This window comes from Caulobacter sp. GW821-FHT09B08, assembly GCF_059418225.1.
Genome location: NZ_JBWKPL010000002.1, coordinates 578,823 through 603,122 on the forward strand (window position 1 = coordinate 578,823; position 24,300 = coordinate 603,122).

General features: G+C 69.6%; 19 protein-coding genes and 1 tRNA gene. 14 read left to right on the plus strand and 6 right to left on the minus strand.

What is annotated here, in order from left to right; translation table 11 throughout:
* Positions 1 to 12: 12 nt before the first annotated feature.
* Positions 13 to 756 (minus strand): hypothetical protein, encoded by a 744-nt coding sequence (locus tag AC07OA_RS08995; RefSeq protein ID WP_494663452.1) that lies wholly within the window; start codon positions 754 to 756, stop codon positions 13 to 15.
* Positions 757 to 895: 139 nt separating this feature from the next.
* Here AC07OA_RS08995 and AC07OA_RS09000 point away from each other — a divergent pair.
* The 7 genes from AC07OA_RS09000 to AC07OA_RS09030 all read left to right on the plus strand — a co-directional run bounded on the left by AC07OA_RS09000 (position 896) and on the right by AC07OA_RS09030 (position 7,322).
* Positions 896 to 970, plus strand: a tRNA-Lys gene (locus tag AC07OA_RS09000).
* 241 nt (positions 971 to 1,211) lie between these two features.
* Complete coding sequence (locus tag AC07OA_RS09005; protein ID WP_494663453.1) at positions 1,212 to 1,853, plus strand: hypothetical protein; 642 nt, start codon at positions 1,212 to 1,214, stop codon at positions 1,851 to 1,853.
* Positions 1,850 to 3,157, plus strand: coding sequence for a hypothetical protein (locus AC07OA_RS09010; RefSeq protein WP_494663454.1), 1,308 nt, complete (start codon positions 1,850 to 1,852; stop codon positions 3,155 to 3,157). Before AC07OA_RS09005 ends, AC07OA_RS09010 begins: the two co-directional genes overlap by 4 nt.
* Positions 3,144 to 4,100 carry an AAA family ATPase gene (locus AC07OA_RS09015; protein ID WP_494663455.1) on the plus strand — a complete coding sequence of 319 codons (957 nt, stop codon included), beginning with the start codon at positions 3,144 to 3,146 and terminating at the stop codon, positions 4,098 to 4,100. The genes AC07OA_RS09010 and AC07OA_RS09015 overlap by 14 nt, the downstream gene beginning before the upstream one ends.
* 23 nt (positions 4,101 to 4,123) lie before the next feature.
* The gene (locus tag AC07OA_RS09020; protein WP_494663456.1) at positions 4,124 to 5,437 is read left to right on the plus strand and encodes a DUF58 domain-containing protein; all 1,314 of its coding nucleotides are present in this window, start codon (positions 4,124 to 4,126) and stop codon (positions 5,435 to 5,437) included.
* The gene (locus AC07OA_RS09025) at positions 5,437 to 6,435 is read left to right on the plus strand and encodes a stage II sporulation protein M (RefSeq protein WP_494663457.1); all 999 of its coding nucleotides are present in this window, start codon (positions 5,437 to 5,439) and stop codon (positions 6,433 to 6,435) included. The genes AC07OA_RS09020 and AC07OA_RS09025 overlap by 1 nt, the downstream gene beginning before the upstream one ends.
* Entirely contained in the window at positions 6,432 to 7,322 is an 891-nt protein-coding gene (locus tag AC07OA_RS09030) for an RDD family protein (RefSeq protein ID WP_494663458.1), read from the plus strand. Before AC07OA_RS09025 ends, AC07OA_RS09030 begins: the two co-directional genes overlap by 4 nt.
* On the opposite strand, the gene AC07OA_RS09035 is transcribed toward AC07OA_RS09030, so the two are convergent.
* Both AC07OA_RS09035 and AC07OA_RS09040 read right to left on the minus strand, forming a co-directional pair.
* Complete coding sequence (locus AC07OA_RS09035) at positions 7,319 to 8,041, minus strand: YciC family protein (protein WP_494663459.1); 723 nt, start codon at positions 8,039 to 8,041, stop codon at positions 7,319 to 7,321. The genes AC07OA_RS09030 and AC07OA_RS09035 overlap by 4 nt on opposite strands.
* Before the next feature lie 9 nt (positions 8,042 to 8,050).
* Positions 8,051 to 8,866, minus strand: a complete 816-nt coding sequence (locus tag AC07OA_RS09040) for a DUF7847 domain-containing protein (RefSeq protein ID WP_494663460.1) — start codon at positions 8,864 to 8,866, stop codon at positions 8,051 to 8,053.
* A 1,016-nt stretch (positions 8,867 to 9,882) separates the two neighbouring features.
* Between AC07OA_RS09040 and cysT the strand changes: the two genes are divergently transcribed.
* The 4 genes from cysT to AC07OA_RS09060 all read left to right on the plus strand — a co-directional run bounded on the left by cysT (position 9,883) and on the right by AC07OA_RS09060 (position 13,187).
* The gene (gene cysT, locus AC07OA_RS09045) at positions 9,883 to 10,752 is read left to right on the plus strand and encodes a sulfate ABC transporter permease subunit CysT (protein ID WP_494663461.1); all 870 of its coding nucleotides are present in this window, start codon (positions 9,883 to 9,885) and stop codon (positions 10,750 to 10,752) included.
* Positions 10,752 to 11,615, plus strand: coding sequence for a sulfate ABC transporter permease subunit CysW (gene cysW / locus AC07OA_RS09050; RefSeq protein ID WP_494663462.1), 864 nt, complete (start codon positions 10,752 to 10,754; stop codon positions 11,613 to 11,615). The genes cysT and cysW overlap by 1 nt, the downstream gene beginning before the upstream one ends.
* Positions 11,616 to 11,635: 20 nt before the next feature.
* A complete protein-coding gene (locus AC07OA_RS09055; RefSeq protein WP_494663463.1) occupies positions 11,636 to 12,655 on the plus strand; it encodes a sulfate/molybdate ABC transporter ATP-binding protein in 1,020 nt (339 codons plus the stop codon).
* 79 nt (positions 12,656 to 12,734) lie between these two features.
* Positions 12,735 to 13,187, plus strand: a complete 453-nt coding sequence (locus AC07OA_RS09060; protein ID WP_494663464.1) for a lysozyme inhibitor LprI family protein — start codon at positions 12,735 to 12,737, stop codon at positions 13,185 to 13,187.
* A 1-nt stretch (position 13,188) separates the two neighbouring features.
* Here the strand turns inward: AC07OA_RS09060 and AC07OA_RS09065 are convergent, their stop codons facing one another.
* The 3 genes from AC07OA_RS09065 to AC07OA_RS09075 are packed head-to-tail and all read right to left on the minus strand — an operon-like array spanning position 13,189 to position 16,639.
* On the minus strand, positions 13,189 to 14,181 hold the full coding sequence (locus AC07OA_RS09065; RefSeq protein WP_494663465.1) for a transglutaminase family protein: 993 nt from the start codon (positions 14,179 to 14,181) through the stop codon (positions 13,189 to 13,191).
* Positions 14,182 to 14,192: 11 nt separating this feature from the next.
* On the minus strand, positions 14,193 to 15,128 hold the full coding sequence (locus AC07OA_RS09070; protein ID WP_494663466.1) for an alpha-E domain-containing protein: 936 nt from the start codon (positions 15,126 to 15,128) through the stop codon (positions 14,193 to 14,195).
* Positions 15,125 to 16,639, minus strand: a complete 1,515-nt coding sequence (locus tag AC07OA_RS09075; protein WP_494663467.1) for a circularly permuted type 2 ATP-grasp protein — start codon at positions 16,637 to 16,639, stop codon at positions 15,125 to 15,127. The genes AC07OA_RS09070 and AC07OA_RS09075 overlap by 4 nt, the downstream gene beginning before the upstream one ends.
* Before the next feature lie 258 nt (positions 16,640 to 16,897).
* Between AC07OA_RS09075 and AC07OA_RS09080 the strand changes: the two genes are divergently transcribed.
* The 3 genes from AC07OA_RS09080 (at position 16,898) to AC07OA_RS09090 (ending at position 24,299) form a co-directional block, all read left to right on the plus strand.
* A complete protein-coding gene (locus tag AC07OA_RS09080; RefSeq protein ID WP_494663468.1) occupies positions 16,898 to 18,682 on the plus strand; it encodes an autotransporter assembly complex protein TamA in 1,785 nt (594 codons plus the stop codon).
* Entirely contained in the window at positions 18,679 to 22,857 is a 4,179-nt protein-coding gene (locus AC07OA_RS09085; RefSeq protein ID WP_494663469.1) for a translocation/assembly module TamB domain-containing protein, read from the plus strand. The genes AC07OA_RS09080 and AC07OA_RS09085 overlap by 4 nt, the downstream gene beginning before the upstream one ends.
* 185 nt (positions 22,858 to 23,042) lie before the next feature.
* A complete protein-coding gene (locus AC07OA_RS09090; protein WP_494663470.1) occupies positions 23,043 to 24,299 on the plus strand; it encodes a hydrolase in 1,257 nt (418 codons plus the stop codon).
* Position 24,300: the final 1 nt, after the last annotated feature.

Sequence of the window (24,300 nt, forward strand, 5' to 3'; positions counted from 1 at the left end):
AGCGGGGCGGTCTCACCAAACCTTGTAGAACGGCTTTTTCTTCTTGGCCGGAGGCGGCTGTGGCGGCGGCGCCGGCTGTGCTGGAGGCGCGTCCACGGCCGGCGGCGCTTCGGCGTCCGGGGTCTCGACCACGGGGGCGGTTTCCGACGCCGGTTGGTCCTTCTGCCAGGGGAAGCGCTTTTCGACCACCGGGGCGGCCGGCTTGGCCAGATGCTGGGGCGTGGCCGGCGGGTTGCAGCCGCGCGCCTCGCCCAGGCCCTTCAGATAGGCCCTGCGGATCGCGCCCGAGGCCATGGCGTGCTGCACCAGCTTGTCGTGTTTCTCGGCGCCGCTGAGTTTGCGCACCCAGCCGCGCATCGGGATCAGGTCCTGGGCGGCGCTGGCCACGGCGCCGAACGCCGCGCCGCCGGCCATGCGCTTGCCGCGATCCAGCAGGTCCTCGTCGTCCTCCGGCGGACGCCGGTCGACGTCCTCGCCCAGGGCCAGGTCCAGCGGGGCGACCAGCATGATCAGGGTGTCGCAGGTGATCTTCTTGCCCGGCGGCCGGGCATAGGGATCGGCCATGGCCTCCAGCAGCACCGGCGGGATCTTGGTGCGCACCAGGTTCATGTCGCGCAGGGGCGCCTGGGCCGCGCCGCCGATGCCGTCCTTGTTGGCGTCGGAGGTGGTCTGGATCTTCTGCGGCGGCGGTTCCGCACCGGACGCGCAGGCGGCCAACACGGGAAGCACGACGGCGAGAAGCAACAGACGGCGCATGGCGCGAGCCTAACGCCAGTCAGGCGCGTTCGTCATCGTCATTCGCGATCTGGATCGGCGTACGAAAGCGCGCTTGCGGCCCGAGCGCCCCCCGACTATGTTCCGCGCCGCTTCCACCGGCCACCCGCCGTGTCGATGCGGGCCGGTAGCTCAGTGGTAGAGCATTCGACTTTTAATCGAATGGTCCTGGGTTCGAATCCCAGCCGGCCCACCAATCCTTCCTGTTGAAATCATTGCGAAAGTCGCCGCCTTGGCGGCCCCGGACTTTGCGACGTCCGCGCGGGCGGGCATGATGTCCATGGTCGCGGGCGCGACGCGCGGCGGCGGTTCGGCCCGCTCCCGGCTCGAATCGTCCGGCGTGGCGCACGGATCGAAATCGTGGGCGCGCGCGAGAGGATGGCGACACCGAAAGTTGAATCGCGTAGCACTGGGATTGGGCAGTCGGGAGTAGGCGTTTGACGGCGGGGGCTGGGATCGATCGCGGCGCGGCGACGTCGGACGCTTTCGCGCGGGCCCACGCGACCCTGCTGCGCGACAAGTCCCTGCAATTCGACCCAACGACGCCGCCCAAGCCGCCCAACGCGCCCGACTGGCTGATCGCCGTCGGCAAGGCCCTGGGCGCGGCCGCGCCGTTCCTGACCTACGTCTTCTGGGGCCTGCTGATCCTGGGCGCTGCCCTGATCCTCTATTTCCTGGCGCGCGAGCTTCTGGCCACCCGCTGGCCGGCGTTCAAGCGCCACAAGGGCCCGACCCTAGGCGCCGAGGAGTGGCGGCCCTCCGCGGCCAAGGCCCGCACCCTGCTGGAGGACGCCGACAAGCTGGCCGCCGCCGGCCTGTTCGCCGAGGCGGTCCACCTGATCCTGTTCCGCAGCATCGAGGACATCGAGGGCAAGCGCCCGGACCTGATCTCGCCGGCCCTGACCAGCCGCGACATCGCCGGACTGGAGGGCATGCCCGAGCGGGTGCGCGCCACCTTCAGCGGCATCGCCGCCGTGGTCGAGCGCAGCTTCTTCGGCGGCCGCCCGGTCGGGGCCGAGGAGTTCGCCGCCTGCCGGACCGCCTATGAGGGCTTCGCCTTCGCGGAGGCCTGGCGATGAGCGACACCGTCCCTCCGATCGACGCGACTTCGGACGAGAAGCTGCTGTTCTCGCCCAAGGTGGTGCTGGGCATGGTGCTGGCCGGGGTGTTCGCCTTCTCGGCCTTCGTGGTGCTGTCGACCTACGCCCCGGACCTGCAGTCGGGCGACAACGGCCGAGCCCACGCCCTGTCGAAGTCGGCGGTGGGCTATGGCGGCATGGTGCGGCTGCTGCGCGAGCTGGGCGAACCGGTGCTGGTGGCCAGACGCGACCTGAGCCAGGAAGAGCCGGCGCTGATCATCTTCACCCCGGCCGGCAACGTCTCGCGAGACAGCTATGCCAAGGCCGCGCAGCTGACCTCGCGCACCCTGGTGGTCCTGCCCAAGTGGCATGGACGCGACGATCCGCGCCATTCCGGCTGGGTGGGCGAGCTTCGCCCCATCGACCCCAGCGACCAGGCCGACTTCCTCAAGGCCGTGGGTCTGCCCAAGGCGACGACCGCCGTGGCCAAGGGCGCCGTGCCCCTGCGGCTGACCGGCGCGCCGGGCGGGCTGGCCGAGGGCATGTCGGTGGAGACCGGCTCGATCCGGAACCTGCAGACCCTGTCGGGACCGGGCCTGGAGCCGGTGCTGACCGACGCCCAGGGGCGGATCGTGCTGGCGCGGCGCATGCCGACCGAGACCTATTTCCTGTCCGACCCCGACCTGATCAACACCATGGGGCTGAAGGACGTCCGCACCGCCAAGGCCGGGGCGGGCATCATCCGCCTTCTGCGCGACGACGCGGTGGCCAACGGCGGGCGCCGGTATCGCGAGAGCGTGGGGCGCACCATCGCCTTCGACGTGACGCTGAACGGCTTCGCCCGTTCGCAGAGCGTCCTGAAGCTGGCTTTCGAGCCGCCGTTCGTGGGGGCGACCCTGTGCCTGGTGGCCGCCGCCGTGCTGATGGGGCTGCACGCCGCCGCCCGCTTCCGGGCCGTGCGGCGCGGCGCGCGCGCCCTGGCCCTGGGCAAGGAAGCCCTGATCGACAACTCCGCCGGCCTGATCCGCATGGCCGGTCGCGAGCCCGCCCTGGCCCCGCGCTACGCCGAGCTGCAGCGGGCGGCGGCGATCAAGGCCCTGGGCGGCGAAACGCGCGGGGGCGCGCGCCTGGAGGGCCAGGCCCTGACCGATTTCCTGGACCGCCAGGGCGAGCGCTTCGGCGCCGCCGACAGCGCGTCCGGACTGGACGAGCAGACCCGCGCGGTCCGCTCCTTGGGCGATCTGATGAAGGTCGCCGGCAAATGGCATCAGTGGAGACTGGAGATGACCCGTGAACGTCGCTGAGGTGCAGGCGCTCGCCGGCAGGATCCGTGAGCAGACGGCCAAGGCCGTGGTCGGCCAGGATGACACCATCGACCTGATGCTGACGGCCCTGTTCGCCGGCGGCCACGTGCTGCTGGAAGGTCCGCCCGGCACGGCCAAGACCTTCCTGGCCCAATGCTTCGCCAAGGCGGTGAACCTGCAGTTCGGCCGTATCCAGTTCACGCCCGACCTGATGCCGGGCGACATCCTGGGCGCCAACCTGTTCAACTTCCAGACCAGCGCCTTCACCCTGGTGAAGGGGCCGATCTTCTGCGAGCTGTTGCTGGCCGACGAGATCAACCGCACCCCGCCCAAGACCCAGGCGGCCCTGCTGGAAGCCATGCAGGAGCGCAACGTCACCCTGGACGGCGAGCGCCATCCGCTGGGCGACCGGTTCATGGTGGTGGCCACCCAGAACCCGCTGGAGCAGCAAGGCACCTATCCGCTGCCCGAAGCCCAGCTGGACCGCTTCCTGTTCAAGCACGTGCTGGCCTATCCGAGCCTGGCCGAGGAGACCGCCATCGTCGCCGGTCATGGCGGCCGCACGGGCCAGCCTTCGCCCGAGGCGTTTGGCGTCGAGGCGGCCGCCGACGCGGCTGTGATCGCCGAGGCCGTGGCGGCCGTGGGCGACGTGCGCCTGGCCGACGAGATCGTCGGCTATGTGGTCGGGCTGGTGCGGGCCACGCGCGAGACGGGCGAGCTGTCGGGCGGGGCCTCGCCGCGCTGCGCGGCCATGCTGGCCGTGGCCGCCCGGGCCCGCGCAGCGTTGGAGGGGCGCGACTACGTGATCCCCGACGACGTCAAGGCCTTGGCCCTGCCGGCCCTGCGCCACCGCGTGATCCTGTCGCCCGCCGCCGAGATCGAAGGCCGCAAGGTCGACGACGTGGTGCGCGGCCTGGTCGACCAGGTCGAGGCGCCGCGATGAGCCTTTCGGTCTAGGACGGGGCCTTGCGGATCTATCCCACCGCGCGAGCGATCTTCCTGATGGTCCTGGGCGCGCCCCTGGCCCTGGCGACGGCGCTCGTCTCGGCCCAGCTGTGGCTGGTGGGACCGGCCTGGATCGCCCTGGTCGCGGCGCTGCTGTTCATCGACGCCCTGCTGGCCCCGGGCCGGCGCAAGATGCGGCTGGACCTGACCGCTCCCGGCTCGATGCCCAGCGGTGCGACCCGGCCCGCCGTGCTGCAGGCGTCGTTCCCGCGCGGCGCGCCGGGCATGGTGGAGTTCGCCGTCGACCTGGACGACCGCATCGTCGCCGAGCCCGCCCACGGCCGCGCCCGGGTCCATGAGCGCCTGGCGCGCCTGACGCTGACCCTGACCGCGGCGCGGCGGGGCGAGGGCAGGGTGCATCGCGTCTCGGCCCGCTGGCGCGGTCCGCTGGGCCTGATGTGGAAGCAGCGCGACGACGCGCTCGACAAGGTCATCCCCGTCACCCTCGACATCGCCGGGGTCAAGGACGAGGCCCTGCGGCTGTTCTCGCGCGAGGCCTCGATCGGCCATCGGGTGCAGCTGGACCTGGGCGGCGGCAGCGAGTTCCACGCCCTAGCCGACTTCCGTCCCGGCATGAACCGTCGGGCCATCGACTGGAAGCAGTCGGCCCGCCACGGCGCGCTGCTGGCCAAGGAATTCCACGTCGAGCGCAACCACCACATCATGGCCGCCATCGACACCGGCCGGCTGATGAGCCAGCCGCTGCTGGGCCGTCCGCGCCTGGACCACGCGCTGAACGCCACCCTGCTGCTGGCCTATGTGGGTCTGAAGATGGGCGACAAGGTCGGGTTGTTCGGCTTCGACGCCCGGCCCAACGTGATGAGCGGCGTCACTTCCGGCCCCAACGCCTTTCCGGCCCTGCAGGGTCTGGCCGCCAAGATCGACTACTCGACCGAGGAAACCAACTACACCCTGGGCCTGACCCAGCTGTCGGGCCAGCTCTCGCGCCGCTCGCTGATCGTGGTCTTCACCGACATCGCCGACTCCACCAGCGCCGAGCTGATGCTGGAGAACGTGGGCCGCCTGCTGCGCCAGCACCTGGTGCTGTTCGTGATGATGCGCGACGCCGAGCTGGAGGACATCGAGCGCAAGGCGCCCGAGACCGGCGAGGACGTCTCTCGCGCCGTGGTCGCCGCCTCCCTGCTGCGCGAGCGCGAGGTGGTGACCACCCGCCTGCGCCGCATGGGCGTGGAGATCGTCGAGGCCCCCGCCGACCAGGTGGGGCCGGCCCTGCTGGCCAGCTATCTGGACCTCAAGCGCAGGGACCTGCTCTGATGGCCGAGTTGCACCTGAAGAGCTATCGCTTCCGCGCCGAGCGCGAGGACGACTGGCGACGGCTGGAGCGGCTGCTGACCAAGGTCGGCAAGGGCTCGCCCAAATCGCTCAGCGACGAGGAACTGCTGGCCCTGCCGGTGCTGTATCGCCAGGCCCTGTCGTCGCTGTCGGTGGCCCGCGCCACCTCGCTGGACCAGAGCCTGGTCGACTATCTGGAGAGCCTCAGCGCCCGGGCCTATTTCCTGGTCTACGGCGTGCGCTCCAGCTTCTTCGAGCGGGCGGCCGGCTTCTTCGCCAACGCCTGGCCGGCGGCGGCCAAGGCCCTGTGGCGCGAGACCCTGGTCAGTTTCCTGCTGACCCTGGCCGGCGTGCTGGCGGCCTATTTCCTGACCCTGCACGATCCGGACTGGTTCAGCGCCTTCGTGCCCGACGGCCTGGCCAACGGGCGCGGGCCGACCGCCTCGGTCGAGTCCATGCGCTCCACGCTCTACGACCACGGCGACCACAAGGGGCTGTCGATCTTCGCCGCCTCGCTGTTCACCCACAATTCGGGCGTGGCGATCTTTGCCTTCGCCCTGGGGTTCGCCTTCTGCCTGCCGACCGCGATGCTGATGGCCTATAACGGCGCCATGCTGGGGGCCTTCCTGGCGGCGTTCGGATCCAAGGGGCTGGGCTTCGAGGCCGGCGGCTGGCTGATCATCCACGGGGCCACCGAGCTGTCGGCGGTCGTGCTGGCCGGGGCGGCGGGCCTGCGGATCGGCTGGACCCTGGCCTTCCCCGGCGACCTCAGCCGTCCCGCCGCCATGGCCCAGGCCGGACGCCAGGCCGCGACCCTGATGGGCGGGGTGGTGGTGATGCTGTTCTGCGCCGGCATCCTGGAAGGCGTCGGCCGGCAGGTGATCCAGAACGACTTCGTCCGCTACGGCATCGGCCTGGCCACCCTGGTCGCCTGGCCGGCCTATCTCTACCTGCCGCGCAAGGCCGGGAGCGCGCCATGAAGAAGGCCAAGGTCGCCACGGCGCCGGGCTCGCCGCCCGTCGAGGACCGCCGCGAGCGCTCGCTGGTCACCCCCGAGGGCGTGGACCTGCGCGTGCGCCTGGGCGACGCCGGCGAGCGGGCCAGCGCCCTGATGATCGACCTGGCCATCATGGCCGGGGTGCTGATCGCCTTTTCCCTGCTGACCCTGCTGGCTTTCATCGGCTCGAAGGGGAAGGGCGGCGAGGTCATCGGCACGGCCTGGGTGCTGGTGTTCTTCGTGCTGCGGAACCTCTATTTCACCCTGTTCGAACTGACCCCGGGCGCGGCGACACCGGGCAAGCGGGCCATGGGTCTGCGCGTGGCGGCCCGCAACGGCGGCCGCCTGACCGCCGACGCCATCTTCGCCCGCAACGCCATGCGCGAGATCGAGCTCTACCTGCCGCTCAGTTTCCTGGTGAGCCAGGGCGACCAGATCGGCGCCCTGGTCAGCCTGGCCGGGCTGGTCTGGTGCGGGGTGTTCCTGCTGTTCCCGCTGTTCAACCGCGACCGCCTGCGGGTTGGCGACCTGGTGGCCGGCACCTGGGTGGTCAAGGCGCCGGTCCGCAAGCTGGTCCCCGACCTGGTGCAGTCCACCCACGCGCCGACCGGGCGCTTCAAGTTCACCATGGCCCAGTTGGACGCCTACGGGGTCAAGGAGCTGCACGTGCTGGAGGATGTGTTGCGCCGCTTCGAGATGAAGACGGTGATGCTGGTGGCCGCGCGCATCCGCCTGAAGATCGGCTGGAAGGCCGCACCCGACGAGTCGGACGGCGACTTCCTGGCCGCCTACTACGCCGCCCTGCGCGGCCGGCTTGAGTCGCGCCTGCTGCTGGGCAAGCGGCGCAAGGACAAGTTCGACAAGAGCTAATCGAAGATCGCCTTGAGGTCGTCCTGTCGCTCGCCCTCCTGGGACCAGCGCAGCTCGTCATAGACCGCCACGGCCAGGGCCGCGTTGACGAGAGCCCATGCGGCTTGCACGGCGGGGTCCGCGATCAAGTTGACGATGGTGTTGTCGATGGCGGCGACGATCAGCTGGACCAGCCAGGAGAACAGCGCCCCGGCCAGGCTGGCGCCGAACCACAGGCCGAAGATGGCGGCTCGGGCGTTGCCGGTCAGGGTATTGCTGCGGCGGATCGCGCCCAGGACGCCGAGGCGTTCGGTGATCATGGCGGGCGTGACCACGAACCAGGCCAGGGACAGGATGATGCCTGGGATGATCAGCAGCGCGAAGCCGGCTAGAATGCCCAGTGCCGTGACCAGACCCAGGGCGACGAGATCGAAAGTCAGGCTGGCGACGTCTCGGCTGTCCTTGTCGCCGATGGTCTGTCGTTTTTTCTCGAAGCGCAGGGTGATGACAGCCTGCAGCGCGACCGAACTGAGGATTTCCACCAGCATGGACACGGCCAGCGCGAACCAGGCGTTGGGATCGGCGAAGCCCGAGCCGGAGGGGGTGAAATAGGCCGTGGCATAGGTCGTGGCCGCGTAGGGCAAGCCGACCAGCAGGACCGACAGCGGCACGAGCATGAGGGCGTCTTGCTTGAGGATGTCGCGCGTCAGCCGGATCGTTCGGCCGGAGTCGAAGTTCATGTGGCGGCTCTACTCGAACACCGAGGCAAGGGCTTCGGCCCCCACGCCTTCGCGCGCGCCGCGCAGTTCGGAATAGAGCACCGCGCCGCCGGCCGTGCTGAACAGGGTGGTGACGGTGGCGATGATCGGCGTGGCGATCAGCTGCATCGCGTTGACCGACTGCATCAGGCCCTCGGCTCCGCTGCCCGTGTCTGCAAGGTCCTTGAACAGGGTGAAGGGCGAGACGGCGGCCATGACGATCATCTCCAGGATCCAGGCGGCCACCACATAGATCAGCAGCAGGCCGAAGATCGGCCAGCGGCGGCCTCGGGTCAGGGCGCTGCTGCGCGAGAAGGCCTCGGTCACGCCGATTTTCTCGGTCACCTTGGCCGGCACGGCGACCGACCACATCACCAGCAGGATCACGCCGGGCACGACCAGCAGGAGGAAGCCCAGCATCAGGCCCAGCCCCAGAAGGACGCCCAGGCCGAACAGGGGCAGGCAGTGGCGCAGGCCGGCCTTCAGGCTGTCGCCGATCGACGCGCGACGGCCGTTGAGGTCGGCGATGCTGGCATGGGTGACGGCGGCCTGGAGCACGAAGGCCGCGATCAGGGCGACCACGATGCTGACGATCCACCCGCCGAACATGGCCGGGGAAAAGTCCGCGCCGGCCTGGACCCCGCCGATGAAGCGCAGCTGGGTCAGGGTCAGCAGCGCCCGGGGCAGGCCGGCCAGCAGCACCGCCAGGGCGATGAACGGCAGGAAGTTGCGGCCGATGACGCCGAAGGTCCCCGATATGACCCGGCCCACTTCGAACCCATGCGAACGCACGCCGGTGTCACTCATAATCATACGCCCCCAAAGCTACGCTTGATGTTCAACCATGCGACGAGCGGCGTGTCTATGAGGCGGGGCGGGTGGGATCGTCTCCTCCCCCGTGAAACGGGGGAGGTGTCCGCGTAGCGGACGGAGGGGGCGTCGTGCGGTGGCCTGACGCCCCCTCCGTCACGATGCGTATTCGCATCGCGCCACCTCCCCCGCGTCGCGGGAGAGGAGGGGAGGCGTGTCTATCCTCGGCGGATAGCGAGCGGACTTCAGCGATTTCAATCGCTTGAAGTTTTTCGAGCTAAGTTATCCCCACTATCCGGGCCTCCCGTATCCTGTCTTCACCTGAAAGCATGGGAAGGGCGTCCGGCCGGCGACCGAACGGCTTTCAGGGGTGGTCGAGCGGGAAGCGCTCGTCGGTGGTCTTTAGTGGCGCCTTCGCGGCGGTCCAGGGCAGGTGCTCTTAGTGAGACGAAGCCCTGGCGGCGAAGGGATCGGCGGACGCGGCAGGCAGGGGCTGAAATCGCCTCTGCGGTCCGGGATGCAGCCAGCATCCCGCCCGTCGGGGGCCTCTATCGGAGCGGGTTAAAAATCCGCGATCCGAAGGCTTCCGGATAACGCTCCACGCGAAGCGCTCGTCTTCGTCGAAACGGTACTCAAAACTGCAAATCATCCGGGCGAGGCCCGGGCGCTTCGCACCCTTCCCACCCCATCGCAGCTTCGGCGCGTGAGCGTGAAGTCGTGTCCGCCGTAGACCCCCTCAGTCGCTCCGCGACAGCTCCCCCAGAGGGGGAGCATCTCGCCGGCAAATCCTCCCCCTCTGGGGGAGGTGGCCCAGAGGGCCGGAGGGGGTCTTGCCGAGCCCACAGTTTTTCTGGGCCCCACCTTCGACGAACTCAATTGACCCCACTGGCCGGGTAGGGATTTAAGCCGGTGCAGCTTCACCGCGCGCCTTGCCGTTTTGGCGGCTTGGCGCGTTGTTGTTTTCATGGCTCCGTTGCGGAGCCCGACGCCGGATATTGGACGACGATCACCTGATGACCGCCGAAACACTCTCCGCGCCGCTCGCCAAGCCGCCTCGACGTTCGCTGTTTCGTCGCCGCTCGGCCATTCCGGGCTTCGGCCTGACGCTGGGCGTGACCCTGACGATCCTGTCGCTGATCGTGCTGATCCCGCTGTCTGCGGTGGCCCTGAAGGCGGCCGAGCTGTCGCCGGCCCAATTCGTGGCCGCGGCTTTTTCCGAGCGCGCCATCGCCTCGTATCGACTGACCTTCGGCGCGGCCTTCGTGGCGGCGGTGATCAACGGCGTCTTCGGCGTCCTGACGGCCTGGTGCCTGGTCCGCTACGAGTTTCCGGGCAAGACCGTGGTCAACGCCCTGGTCGACCTGCCGTTCGCCCTGCCCACCGCCGTGGCCGGCATCGCCCTGGCGACGCTCTACGCCCCCAACGGCTGGGTCGGGCAGTATCTGACGCCCCTGGGGATCAAGGCCGCCTACAATCCCGTCGGGGTGGTCATCGCCCTGACCTTCATCGGTCTGCCGTTCGTGGTCCGCACCCTGGAGCCGGTGATGCGCGACCTGTCGGCCGACGTCGAGGAAGCCGCCGCCAGCCTGGGCGCCGGCCGCATCGCCACCATCGCCCGCGTCATCCTGCCGGCCCTGGGTCCGGCCTGGCTGACCGGCTTCGCCCTGGCCTTCGCGAGAGGGGTGGGCGAGTACGGCTCGGTGATCTTCATCGCCGGCAACATGCCCTACAAGTCCGAGATCGCCCCCCTGCTGATCATCATCCAGCTGGAGCAGTACGAGTACGCCAACGCCGCGGCCATCGCCCTGGTCATGCTGGGGGTCTCGTTCCTGATGCTGCTGGTCATCAACGCCATCCAGGCCTGGTCGCGGAGGTTCGTCTGATGGCCGTTTCGGCTCGAGCCAAGCAGGCTCGCCACCCCACCGACGATCCGGTCTGGGCCAAGGTCCTGGTGATCGGCGTGGTCATGACCTTCCTGGCCCTGGTGCTGGTGGTGCCGCTGGTCGCCGTCTTCGCCGAGGCCCTGCGCAAGGGCCTGGGGCCGGCGCTGGAGGCGATCGCCGATCCCGACACCCTGTCGTCGGTGAAGCTGACCCTGCTGACCGCCGCCATCACCGTGCCGTTCAACGCCGTGTTCGGCCTGTGCGCGGCCTGGGCCATCGCCAAGCACGACTTCCCGGGCAAGCCGTTCCTGATCACCCTGATCGACCTGCCGTTCTCGGTCTCGCCCGTGGTGGCCGGCCTGATCTACATGCTGGTCTTCGGTCTGCAGGGCTGGTTCGGCGAGAGCCTGATCGACAACGACATCAAGATCGTCTTCGCCGTGCCGGGCATCGTGCTGGCCACGATCTTCGTGACCTTCCCGTTCATCGCCCGCGAGCTGATCCCGCTGATGCAGGAGCAGGGCGTTTCGGAGGAGGAGGCGGCCGTTTCGATGGGGGCTTCGGGCCTCTACACCTTCTGGCGGGTGACCGCGCCCAACGTGCGCTGGGGCCTGCTGTACGGCGTGCTGCTGTGCAACGCCCGGGCCATGGGCGAGTTCGGCGCCGTCTCGGTGGTCAGCGGCCACGTGCGCGGCCTGACCAACACCATGCCGCTGCATGTGGAAGTGCTCTACAACGAATACAATTTCGTCGCCGCTTTCGCGGTGGCCGCCCTGCTGTGCCTGCTGGCGGTCGTGACCCTTGTCCTGAAGACCGCGCTCGAGGTCGCCCAGCCGGGCGTCAAGCGCGGCGGCGGCCACTAGATCGGAACGAAGATCCTCTCATGACCATCTCCATCCGTTCCGTCGAAAAGAAGTTCGGCCGCTATCCGGCCCTGAACCATGTCGACCTCGAGATCGCCGACGGCGAGCTGGTGGCCCTGCTGGGTCCGTCGGGCTCGGGCAAGACGACCTTGCTGCGCACCATTGCCGGCCTGGAATTCCCCGACAGCGGCCAGGTGCTGTTCGGCGGCGAGGACGTGACCTTCGCCTCGGCCGCGGCGCGCCGCGTGGGCTTCGTGTTCCAGCAGTATGCGCTCTTCAAGCACATGACCGTGGCCAAGAACATCGCGTTCGGCCTGGACGTTCGGAAGGGCGCCGAGAAGCCCTCCAAGGCCGAGATCGCCAAGCGGGTCGACGACCTGCTGAAGCTGGTCGAGCTGGACGGCCTGGGCAAGCGATACCCCTCGCAGCTGTCGGGCGGCCAGCGCCAGCGCGTGGCCCTATCGCGAGCCTTGGCGGTGCAGCCCAGCGTGCTGCTGCTGGACGAGCCCTTCGGCGCCCTGGACGCCACGGTCCGCAAGTCGCTGCGCAAGGAACTGCGCCGGGTGCACGACGCCACCGGCGTCACCACCATCTTCGTCACCCACGATCAGGAAGAAGCCCTGGAGCTGGCCGACCGCGTGGCGATCCTCAACGCCGGCAAGATCGAGCAGATCGGCACGCCCGACCAGGTGCACGACAATCCGGCGACGCCCTTCGTCTGCGGCTTCGTGGGCGAGGCCAACCGCTTCGAGGGGACGGTGTCGGGCCAGCGCTTCACGGCCGGTCCGGTGACCCTGCCGGCTCCCGGCGCCAAGGACGGCGCCGCCGTCGGCTTCGTGCGGCCTCACGATCTGGTGCTGGACGCCGCAGGCTTCCCGGCCAAGGTCGAGCGCGTGGCGGTGCAGGGGCCGCTGGCCAATGTCGACGCCTCGCTGGCCGACGGTCGCCGCATCGAGATCCGCGTGGCCCGCGACGAGGCGGCCAGGTTCACCGGCGAGATCAAGCTGACGGCCCGCACGGCCCACGTGTTCGCGGCCTGAGCCGATCCAAGCTCAGCCGATAGACAGTTTTCGAGGCAGGTGACATCCTATGCGATAGCTCTTGGGGAGGGCTATCGTCATGACCGCGAGATTCATGTTTCGATTTGTGCAGTGCGCTTCGGTCGTCATTGCCGGGGGCTGGGCTGTCTATACGTACTTCTATCCCTCTCCGGCCATGAAGGCGGCGTCCGCCGCGCCGTCCGCCTCCGCCCCGCCGCCTGCGGCGGGGTTGCCCGAACGGCGCCCCGGACCGGTGTCCGCGCCCATGGACGACGTCGCCCGAAGGTTCTCGCCCAGCTTCGATTGCCGGAAAGCCAGAACCTATTCGGAAAAGCTGGTTTGCGACGATGAAGAGCTGTCCACGCTCGATCGCGAGCTTCAGAGGCGCTACCGGACGGCTCTCGGCGGCGACCCGACCGGAGGCGTGCGTCGCGAAGCGCTCGCCGCCCTGCGGACCAGGCAGCAGTGCGACACCCGAGATTGCGTGAAGGACTGGTACGCCCAGCGCATCGAGACGCTGCCGGCGTCCTGACCTACTGCTGTTGCTGCTGCTGTTGGCGCTGCTGCTGCTCGCGGATGGCGTCGGCGCTGGCGCGGCGGCGGTTGCCCGAGCCGAACGGCGCGGAGGGGCGGGGCAGGCGTAGGAATTCCGGCTCGGCCACGGCCGCCCGGGCTCGGCGCACCGAGACCCCCACCGCCAGGTGGCTCTCGGCGTCGCCCTTGTAGACCCCACGCGAGGGGGTGACGTCGCCATAGTCGCGGCCCACCGCCACGGCCACGTGCCGCTCTCCGGTCATGACATTGTTGGTCGGGTCGAAGCCCACCCAGCGGTAGCTGGGCAGGAACACCTCGACCCAGGCATGGGTGGCGTCGGGGTCGGAGCGATCGCCGGCCTCGCGGTCGGTGAACAGGTAACCGGAGACGTAGCGCGCCGGGATGCCCCACGAGCGGCAGACGGCCAGCATGATGTGGGCGAAGTCCTGGCAGACGCCCCGGCCGGCGCTCAGCGCCAGGTCGATGGGGCTGTCGGCGTCGGTGACCCCGGGCTGGTACTCGAAGGCCTTGTAGATCGTGTCGCACAGGGCCTGGACCGCCGAGAAGGGGTCCTTGCGGCGCAGACCGTCGATATCGTGCTCGGTGATGAAGGTTTCCAGCGCGCCGGTCATCTGGACGAAGCCGTGGGGCCGCAGATAGTCGAAGCACTCGCCCTTCACGAAGGCGCTCTTCAGCCGCTCCCACTCGCCCATGTCCAGCGGCAGGGGCCATTCGTGCACCGGCTCGGTCTCAACCGCCGAGCGGGCGATGATCGTCAGGCCGTCGTGCGGCTGGGGCACGTCGAAGTGATAGACGGCGTTGCCGAAGCTGTCGGCGTAGGAGAACACCTGGGCGGCCGGCTCGATGTCCAGTTCGAAGCTGACCAGCCGCTGGCGCGCGCCCTTCTGGGGCTGCATCCACAGCTCCATCAGGCTTTCGCGGACCGGCCGCTCGTAGTGGTACTGGGTGACGTGGCGGATTTCGAGCAACACGAGGGATCGTCCTAAGCGGGGAGGCGCATTTCCAGGGGGTAGGCGACGAACGTCTCGTAGATCGCCTGGTGGATGCGGGCGCATTCGTTGGCCACGGTGGTCAGCAGTTCGCCGGCGCCCTGGCTTTCCAGCTCGCCGACGTCGGCGAATTCCAGCCGGGCTTTCAGACGGCCGGCCAGACGTTCCGGCGCGGCGCGGCCGGTGGCCTCGACGTGGCGGGCCAGTTCGCTGAGGTGCTTCTCGATCTGGCTGGTGGCGAACCGGATCGAACGCGGGAAGTCCTCGTCGAAGACCAGGAACTCCAGGATGTGCCGGGGCTCGATCTCGGCGGTGTAGACCCGAAGATACGGCTCCAGCGCGCAGCCCATCCGCAGCAGGCTGACCAGGGCCAGGTGGTCGTTGACCTTGGGGCTGTCCTCCGAGAAGCAGGCCTCCAGGAGGCTGGCGATCAGCTGGGCGCGCTCCAGATAGATGCCCACCATCATGAACCGCCAGCTTTCGCCATGGCTCATGGTGGTGTCGGCCGCGCCCTTGAACAGATGCACGTCGGCGATGATGTCGTGCAGGAAGGCCACCGAATTGTCGGCGAACTCGCGGCCGGCGTTGCGATCGATGACCTTCAGATAGAGCAGGTTCAGCCGCTCCCAGGTCTCGGTCGTGATTTGGTCGCGGACCTGCCGGGCGTTCTCCCGGGCTCGCGACAGCGACGAGACCACCGAGGCGGGGTCGGCGCGGTCCAGAACCAGGCTGTTCGCCGCCTCGAAGGCGCCCGTCGTCAGGTCGTTCTCGCCCACCGCCGACAGGGCGATCCGCACGGCCTCGACGCCGGTGTCGGTCTGGTCGAGCGTGGCGTTGAGCATCACCGTCGACAGGCGCGACAGGTGCTCGGCCCGTTCGATGTAGCGGCCCAGCCAGTAGAGGCTGTCGGCGACGCGGGCGAGCATCATTGGGCGGCTCCTTTGTCGCCGTTGGCGCCGTTCTCCTCGGCCAGCACCCAGGTGTCCTTCGACCCGCCGCCCTGGCTGGAATTGACCACCAGGGAGCCGCGCTTCAGCGCCACGCGGGTCAGGGCGCCGGGGGTGACCACGGTCTTTTCGCCCGACAGGATGAAGGGGCGCAGGTCGACGTGGCGGGGCTCGATCCGGCCGTCGACCAGGCAGGGCGCGGTCGACAGCTGGATGGTGGGCTGGGCGATGTAGTTGGCCGGATCGGCTTTGAGGGCGTCGGCGAAGTCCGAGCGCTCCTTGGCCGAGGCGTGCGGTCCCACCAGCATGCCGTAGCCGCCCGACGCGCCCACCGCCTTGACCACCAGCTTGTCCAGATTGTCGAGCACGTGGCTCAGCTGGGCCGGCTCGCGGCAGAGGAAGGTCTCGATGTTGGGCAGGATGGCGTCCTCGCCGAGATAGTAGCGGATGATGTCCGGCACGAAGGCGTAGACGGCCTTGTCGTCGGCCACCCCGGTGCCCGGCGCGTTGCACATCACCACGTTGCCGGCGCGATAGGCGTTGAACAGGCCCGCGGCCCCCAGCGACGAATCGCGGCGGAAGGCGAGGGGGTCGATGAAGTCGTCGTCGACCCGTCGATAGATCACGTCCACCCGGCGAAGGCCCGTGGTGGTGCGCATGTAGACCATGTTGTCATGGACCACGAGGTCGCGGCCTTCGACCAGCGGCACGCCCATCAGGCGGGCCAGGTAGGCGTGCTCGTAATAGGCCGAATTGTAGACGCCCGGGGTCAGCACAACGACCTGCGGGTTAGGCCGCCAGTCGGCGCTCATGCTCTTGAGCGTGGCCAGCAGCAGGTCGGGATAGCGCTCGACCGGCCGCACGCCGGCTTCGCGATATGCGCCAGGGAAGGTCCGCTTGGAGGCGTCGCGGTTGGCCAGCATGTAGGACACGCCAGACGGCACCCGCAGATTGTCCTCCAGCACGGCGAATTCGCCGTCCTGGCCCCGGATCAGGTCGCTGCCGCAGACATTGGCGTAGGCCTTGTGGGGCACGTAGACGTTCTGCATCTCGCGCCGGTACGACGGCGCGCCCAGCACCAGCTCGCGCGGCACGACCCCGTCCATCAGGATCTGCTGCTCGCCGTAGATGTCGGCCAGGAACATGTTCAGCGCCTGAAGACGCTGGGTCAGGCCCGCCTCGATCTTGGCCCATTCCTGGGCCGGCAGGATGCGGGGGAACAGGTCGGTCGGGATGATCCGTTCGGTGGCGCTGTCGGCGCCGTAGACGGTGAAGGTGATGCCCTGCAGCAGGAACGAGCGCTCCAGCATCCGCTGGCGGTCGGCTAGCTCGCCGGCGGCCAGGGTGGAGATTCGGCTCTGCAGCGCCGCGTAGTGGGCGCGGACGTCGCCGCCCTGGGCGATCATCTCGTCATAGGCGACGCCGGGCAGGTACGCCGCCCCGGTCATCGGCAGGCTGGGAGTATCGTCGATGTCCTGGATTTTCGCCGCCACGCCTGTGTCCACTTTGGTCCGCCCTAGACGCCGCATTGGGGCGGCGTATCCCGATCCAGCCTAGAACGCGCGAAGTGTGGAAGCGGCGCTTTTCGCGCCCCACGGAAATGATGTGCAGGAGTGCTCAACATTTGGGCGCCAATATCGCCAAGAGGGAAGCCCCGCTCGAAGCGTTCCGTCACATTTCACTGCGTGACAGTCGGCGGGGTGGCGACTACAGGGGTTCGGGGGCGCTCCGCGCGGGGACTGGAAGGCTTGGTGCGTAAGAGATTTGCCCTTGGCGTGACTGCGGCGGCCCTGTTGGGCGCCGGCCATGTCCTTGCGGCTGAACCCGCGGCCACCATCACCGGCGTCGAGGACCGCGCGCTCCGCGAAGCCATTCAGCGCGCCATGACCGAAACCAAGGCGCCGCCCCGCAGCCGGTCGGAAGCTCGCCGACGGGCCCGCGAGGCCGGCGACGACGCGGTCGAGGTGCTGCGCTCCGAAGGCTACTACGCCTATGTGGTCGAGCCGGACGTCTCCGAATCGGATCCGCCGCGTCCCGTCCTGAAGATCACTCCGGGTCCGGTGTTCGTCATCGCCGACCCGCAGCTGGCCTGGGCGGGGCCCGAGCCCGACGACGGCGTGGCGCAGCGCGCCCACGACGTGATCCGCCTGACCCCGGGCGAGCCTGGCCGCGCCGCCGACGTCCTGGCGGCCGAGGGGCGCGTCGTCTCCCAGGTACAGCAGCTAGGTTATGCCGATGCGGCGGCCGAGCCGCGGGAGGTGGTGGTCGATCACGCCGACCATACCGTCCGGCCCACCTTCAAGATCGCGGCCGGCGAACTGACCCATGTCGACGGCGTCGAGGTGATCACCCAGGGGCGCTCGAACCCGGCCTGGGTCCAGCACCTGGCGCCCTGGAAGTCGGGCGACGTCTACGAGCCCGACGACATCGCCGAACTGGAGCGCCGCCTGCGCGACACCGGGGTGTACGACACCATCGGCGTCTCCCTGGCCCCCAAAGAAAAGGCCCGTCCCGACGGCCTGCGGCCCGTGGTCGTGACCCTGGCCGACCGCAAGTCGCGCACGCTGGAACTGGGCGCCGGCTATTCGAGCACCGACGGTCCCGGCGTCGACGTCAAATGGATCCGCTACAACCGCCTGCGCCGCGCCGACACCACCACCTTCACCGCGCGCCTGGCCAAGCTGGACAGCCGGATCGAGGCCGAGCTGGCCCTGCCGCACTGGCGGCGCGCCCAGCAGACGCTCAAGCTGAACACCGCCATATTCCGGGACGACACCGACGCCTATACCGAAACGGGCGCGCACCTGGGGGCCGACCTGACCCGGCGCCTGCGTCCGACGGTCTATCGGACCTACGGCGTCTCGCTGGACCTGTCGCAGATCGATTCGCCGACCACGGAAAACGGCGTCACCACCGACATCCGGCAGAACTTCGCCACCTTCACCCTGCTGGGCGCCCAGGCCTGGGACCGCTCCGACAGCGTGCTGGACCCCACCAAGGGCTGGCGGCTGGAACTGCGGGGCGAGCCGACCGCGATCACCGGCGACCTGACCATGGCCTTCTTCAAGGTCCAGGCGCAGAGCACCGCCTATCTGCCGTTCGGCCAGGGCGCGCGAACGGTGCTGGCCGGCCGCCTGAAGGCCGGGCAGATCCTGGGCGGAACCATGCCCGAGGTGCCGGCTTCCAACCGCTTCTATGCCGGCGGCGGCGGTTCGGTGCGCGGCTATTCCTACCAGGCCATCGGCCCCCGCATCGACGGCACCACCACGCCTCAGGGCGGCCTGTCGCTGCTGGAAAGCTCGGTGGAGCTGCGCCACAAGTTCACCGACAAGTGGGGCGGGGTGCTGTTCGTCGACGCGGGCGCGGTCGGGGTCGACAAGTGGCCCAACGGCGATGATTTCGGGGTCGGCGTGGGCGTCGGCGTGCGCTACGACCTGGGCTTCGGGCCGATCCGCGCCGACTTCGCCATGCCGATCAGCAAGCGCGAAGGCGATCCGGCTTTCCAGGTCTATATCAGCATCGGGCAGAGCTTTTGACGGACGTCCCGCCGCCACCGCCTGAGGACATCCCCGAAGCCGTCGCCCAGACGGCCACCAAGGTCGCGCGCAAGATCGGCTGGCCCGGTCTGGTGATCATCGTCTCGGTGAGCCTGGTCCTGGTGGTCGCGCTGTTGCTCGGCGGCGTGCGCTTCGGCGCGATCACCCCGCAGGGCCGCGCCTTCCTCGAAGCCCGGACCAGCGGCCTGAAGCTGGGCCGGATCGGCAAGCTGAAGATCGAGGGGCTGACCGGCGATATCTGGAGCGTCTTCGGCGTTCGCCGCCTGACGATCAGCGACGAGAAGGGCGTCTGGCTGGAGGCGGCCGACCTTCGCGTCGACTGGCGGCCCGCCGAGCTGTTCTACCGCCGCTTCCACGCCGACGACATCACCGCCCGCCAGGTGACGGTGCTGCGTCGCCCGACCCTGACACCGAAGGGAAAGTCCAGCGCCGCGCCGGTGTCGGTGGACCTGGACCATGTGGCCCTGCGCCTGATCACCCGGCCGGAGTTCAGCCGCCGGGCCGGCGATTTCGACCTCAACGGCGAATACGAGATGGCCCGTCTTGGCGGGCAGAAGGGCGCGTTGTCGGTTCTGAGCCGTCTGCACGCGGGCGACCACCTCAAGCTCGTGTTCGACCTGGGACGCGACAAGACCCTACTGCTGGACGCCGAGGCCTGGGAGGCCAACGGCGGGGCGCTGGCGGGGGCGATGGGACTGGCAGCCGACCGGCCCTTCCAGCTGAACGCCAAGGCGCACGGCACCGTCAGCCAGGGCGCCTTCACGGTCCTGGCTCGCTCGGGCAAGGCCACGCCGCTGAAGGCGGGCGGGGCCTGGACGCCGCAGGGCGGCTCGGCCGCCGGCGACGTCGATCTTTCGGCCTCGACCCTGACCGACCGCGAGGAGCGGATGTTCGGCGCCGACGCCCGCTTCTCGATCGTCGGTCGCAAGGTCGGCGCCTTCAGCGACCTGGACCTGAAGGTCGACAGTCAGAATCTGGATCTCGTCGCCCATGGTCCGGCCGATCTCGGCAAGCGGATCACGGCGCCGGCCGGGCTGGCCTTCCACGCCAAGGTCGCCAACCTCTCGCGCCTAACCCCGCTGCCGACCCTGGGCGCGGGCGTTGCCGACGGCGTCTTCCACCTGAACGGCGACGGCTTCCAGATTGACGGCAAGGTCGATGTGCGCGACCTGTCCTGGCTGGGCTACCGCCTGGCGCGGGCCAAGGGGCCGGCCAGCGTGGGCTGGAAGCGCGGCGAGCTGACGATCAAGGCCGAGGCGACCACCGAGGGCGGCGGCGGCCAGGGGCTACTGGCCGTGCTGGGCAAGTCGCCTTCGGCCCAGTTCGAGGGCGCACGGCTGAAGGACGGCCGTTTCCTGATCCGCTCGGCCAAGGTCCAGGCGCCGAACCTGAAGGTCGACGCCCAGGGCGAGCGCGGCGTGTTCGGCGGACTGTCGTTCAAGGGCGACGCCAAGGTGGCCTCCCTGGCGCCGGTGCGGCCCGGCATGGCCGGGCAGGCGACGGCCAAGTGGTCGGCCAGCCAGGGCGTCGGCAAGCCCTGGATGCTGAACGTCGATGCGCGCGGCGCCAATTTCGCGACCGGCCTTTCCGAGCTGGACCGCCTGCTGGGCAAGACCCCGCGGTTCAACGCTCGAGGCGCCTGGAACGACGGCAAGCTGTCGGTCGCCGACGGCAAGCTGGACGGAACCTCCGCCTCGGTGCGCGGCTCCGGCGTGCTGGGTCCGGGCACGGCGCTGGGCTTCAAGCTGGACTGGACGGCCGAGGGACCGTTCACGGCCGGTCCCGTCGAGGTGTCGGGCAAGGCCAAGGGCACGGGCGCGGTGACCGGAACCCTGGCCGCGCCCAAGGCCGACCTGGTCGCCGACTTCGACTCCATCGCCGTGCCGCGCCTGCCGTTGAAGGACGCCCACGTCTTGCTGTCCTTCGCCCGGGGCGCCAACGGGACCGACGGCACGGCCTCGGTCGAGGCGGGCAGCCAGTACGGCCCAGCCAGGGGGCGCACCGCCTTCCGGTTCGCGCCGGGCGGCCTGGAGTTGTCGGACCTCGACGTCGACGCGGGCGGAGCCAAGGCCAAGGGCGCGGTCTCGTTGCGCGACAACCGGCCGGCGACCGCCGATCTGGTGGTGGCGATCGGTCCCGGCGCCTTCCTGCCCCAAGGACGGGTCGCCGGCACGGCCAAGATCGTCGACGGCGCGGCGGGCCCGACGGCGCAGCTCGACCTGACCGCCGGCGATATCGTCAGCGGCGCGTGGAAGGTACGGCGGGCGGCGATCAAGGCGAACGGGCCGATGGCGCGCCTGCCGCTGACGGTGGACGCCCTGGGCGAGGCGCCGTCCGGGCGCTGGAAGCTGGGCGGCTCGGGCGTTCTGACGCCCACCGGCGAGACCTATCTGCTGACGCTGGACGCGGCCGGAACCATGGCGCGCACCGAGATCAAGACCCGCGAGACGGCCGAGATCCGCTTCGGAGGGCCGCGCACGGCCGCTCGCCTGCGTCTTTCGGTCGGGGACGGCGCGGCCGACCTGGACGCCGACGTCGGCGGCGATCTGGCCAATCTGCGAGCGCAGCTCACCGGCGTCAGCCTGACGGCCATCAATCCCGACATGGCCGGCAAGATCGACGCCCACGCAACGCTGTCCGGTTCAGGCTCGAACCTGATCGGCGACTTCGACGCCAACCTGATCGGGGCGCGCGAGCGAGGCACCAATCCGAACCGCTCGCTGGACGCCAAGATCAAGGGCGCGCTGCGCGACAACCTCATGACCATCAGCGCCACCAGTTCCAACACCCAGGGACTGCAGGCTCAGGCCGAGGTGACCCTGCCGACCGAGGCGTCGGCCAAGCCCTTCCGGCTGGCCATCGACCGCACCCGCCAGGTGCGCGGCCAGTTCACGGCCAAGGGCGAGGTCAAGCCGCTGTGGGACCTGCTGGGCAGCTCCGAACGCAGCGTGTCGGGCATGATCGACGCCGAAGGGCAGCTGGCCGGGACCCTGGCCGATCCGCGCCTGACCGGCCGCGCCAGCTTCGAGAACGGCCGGGTCGACGACGGCCAGACGGGTCTCAGCCTGCGCGACGTCGTCGTGCGCGTGGCCCTGGCCGACAACGCCATCGACGTCAGCCAGGTGTCCGGCGGCGACGGGCAGGGCGGCACGATGTCGGGCTCGGGCCGCATCAGCTTGGCGCGCGACGGCTTGGGCAGTTTCAAGCTGGACCTGAAGGGCTTCCGAGTCATCGACAACGACCTGGCCTCGGCCACCGCCAGCGGCCAGACGACGATCAACCGGGGCGCGGACGGCAAGGTTAAGCTGACCGGGGCCCTGACCATCGACCGCGCCGACGTCTCGGCCCAGACCAAGACCCCCGCCGGCGTCGTCTCGATGGACGTCGTCGAACGCAATCGTCCCGAGGACATGGACCAGGGCGTCGAAGCGCGAAAGGTGGTTCCGGGCAGCGGCATGCTGCTGGACGTGACCCTGACCGCGCCCCGGCGGGTCTTCGTGCGTGGCCGGGGCCTGGACGTGGAGCTGTCGCTGAACGCCCATGTCGGCGGCTCGACCAATAGTCCGCAGCTCAGCGGCGAGGCCCGGATGGTGCGCGGCGAATACGACTTCGCGGGCAAGCGGTTCGAGTTCGACCAGAACGGCACGGTGCGCCTGGCCACCCAGCTGGATCGCATCCGGTTGGACCTGACGGCGACGCGCGAGGACACCACCCTGACCGCCGTGGTGCGGGTGCAGGGCACGGCCGCCAAGCCGGAAATCACCCTGACCTCCAAGCCCGAACTGCCGCAGGACGAGGTGCTCTCGCAGGTGCTGTTCGGATCGTCGGCCGCCAACCTGACGCCCATCGAGGCCGCCCAGCTGGCCTCGGCCCTGGCCGCCTTGGCGGGCGGCGGCGGCTTCGACGTGATCGGCAACCTGCGCAGCTTCGCGGGTCTGGACCGGCTGTCCTTCGCCGAGAGCGCCACGGGCATGACCGTGGCGGGCGGCAAGTACGTGACCGACGACGTCTATATCGAGATCATCGGCGGTGGCCGGGAAGGGCCCTCGGCCCAGGTCGAGTGGCGGGTCCGCCGGGCGCTGTCGCTGGTCTCCAAGATCGGCAGCCAGGGCGACACCCAGCTTTCGGTGCGCTGGAGAAAGGACTACAACTGACCCGCTTCCACTTGGCGCTGGCCCGGAAGCACGCGGTAACCGATCCGAATTCCGACCCGGCCTCGACAACGGTCGGCGGCTGTTCGGAGCAAGGCTGTTGCGTGGACGCCCGGTTTCCTCACCGCAGGAAGCACGAAACGTCCGCGGCCCTTGGTTTAGTTTGAACTGAGGGAGACAGTGGATTCATGCGACTCAACGACGATGATCGCGCCGTTCTGCATCATCTGGCCGGCCAAGGCGCCCTGATCATCGATCGCGCGGTCGCTTGGTGCGGCATCAACTCCGGCAGCCGTCACCTGGCGGGGCTGGAGCGCCAGCGGCAAGTTTTGCTCGACGCCTTTAGCGTGCTGCCCGCCGCGCCGACCGATATTCCCTTGGCCGCTTCGCCCGAGGTGGCATCCGACGGCAAGGTCGGCGAGCAGGCCCATCCGGCCGCCATCGCCGTGGTGGTTCGGCCCGAGGCGCCGGTGCAGGTGGTGCTGACCGGCCACTACGACACCGTCTATCCCGAGACCTCCGGCTTCCAGACCGTCACCACCCGTCCGGACGGCGCCCTGCATGGGCCGGGCATCGCCGACATGAAGGGTGGCATCTCGGTGATGTTGGCCGCGCTGGAGGCCTTCGAGCGCCATCCGCTGGCCGCGCGCGTCGGCTATCGCGTGCTGCTGTCGCCAGACGAGGAGATCGGCTCGGTCGCCTCGGCGCCGGTCCTGGCCGAGTTCGCGCGGCTGGGCCATGTGGGCCTGACCTACGAGCCGGCCCTGGCCGACGGGGCCTTGGCCAGCGCCCGCAAGGGCTCGGGCAATTTCCACATCGTGGTCCACGGCAAGGCGGCCCACGCCGGTCGCGACTTCGCCGCCGGCCGCAACGCGGTTATGGAGGCCGCGCGCATCGCCCAGGCCCTGCACGCCCTGAACGGCCAGCGCGAGGGCGTGACCTGCAACATCGCCAAGATCGACGGCGGCTCTCCGCTGAACATGGTGCCGGACGTGGCCGTGGTGCGCTTCAATGTCCGCTTCCCCGCCGCCGCCGACGCGGCCTGGTTCGAGGGCGAGGTCGAGAAGATCGTGGCTTCGACCGGCGAAGGTCTCCACGCCCATCTGCACGGCCGCATCACCCGCGGCGCCAAGCCGTTCAACGCCGCCCAGCAGCGCCTGTTCGGCGCGGTGAAGGAGGCCGGCGCCCTGCTGGGCCAGGACATCGCCTGGAAGCCTTCCGGCGGGGTCTGCGAGGGCAACAACCTGTTCGCCTCGGGCCTGCCCAATGTCGACACCCTGGGGGTGCGCGGCGGCGATATCCACAGCGAGGCCGAACACGCCTGGCCCGACAGCTTCGTCGAGCGCGCCCAGCTCTCGGCCCTGATCCTGATGAAACTGGCCAGCGGCGAGATCGACGGTCCCGCCTTGCGCGCGGCCATGACCGACCTGGTGGAGACCGTTTAGA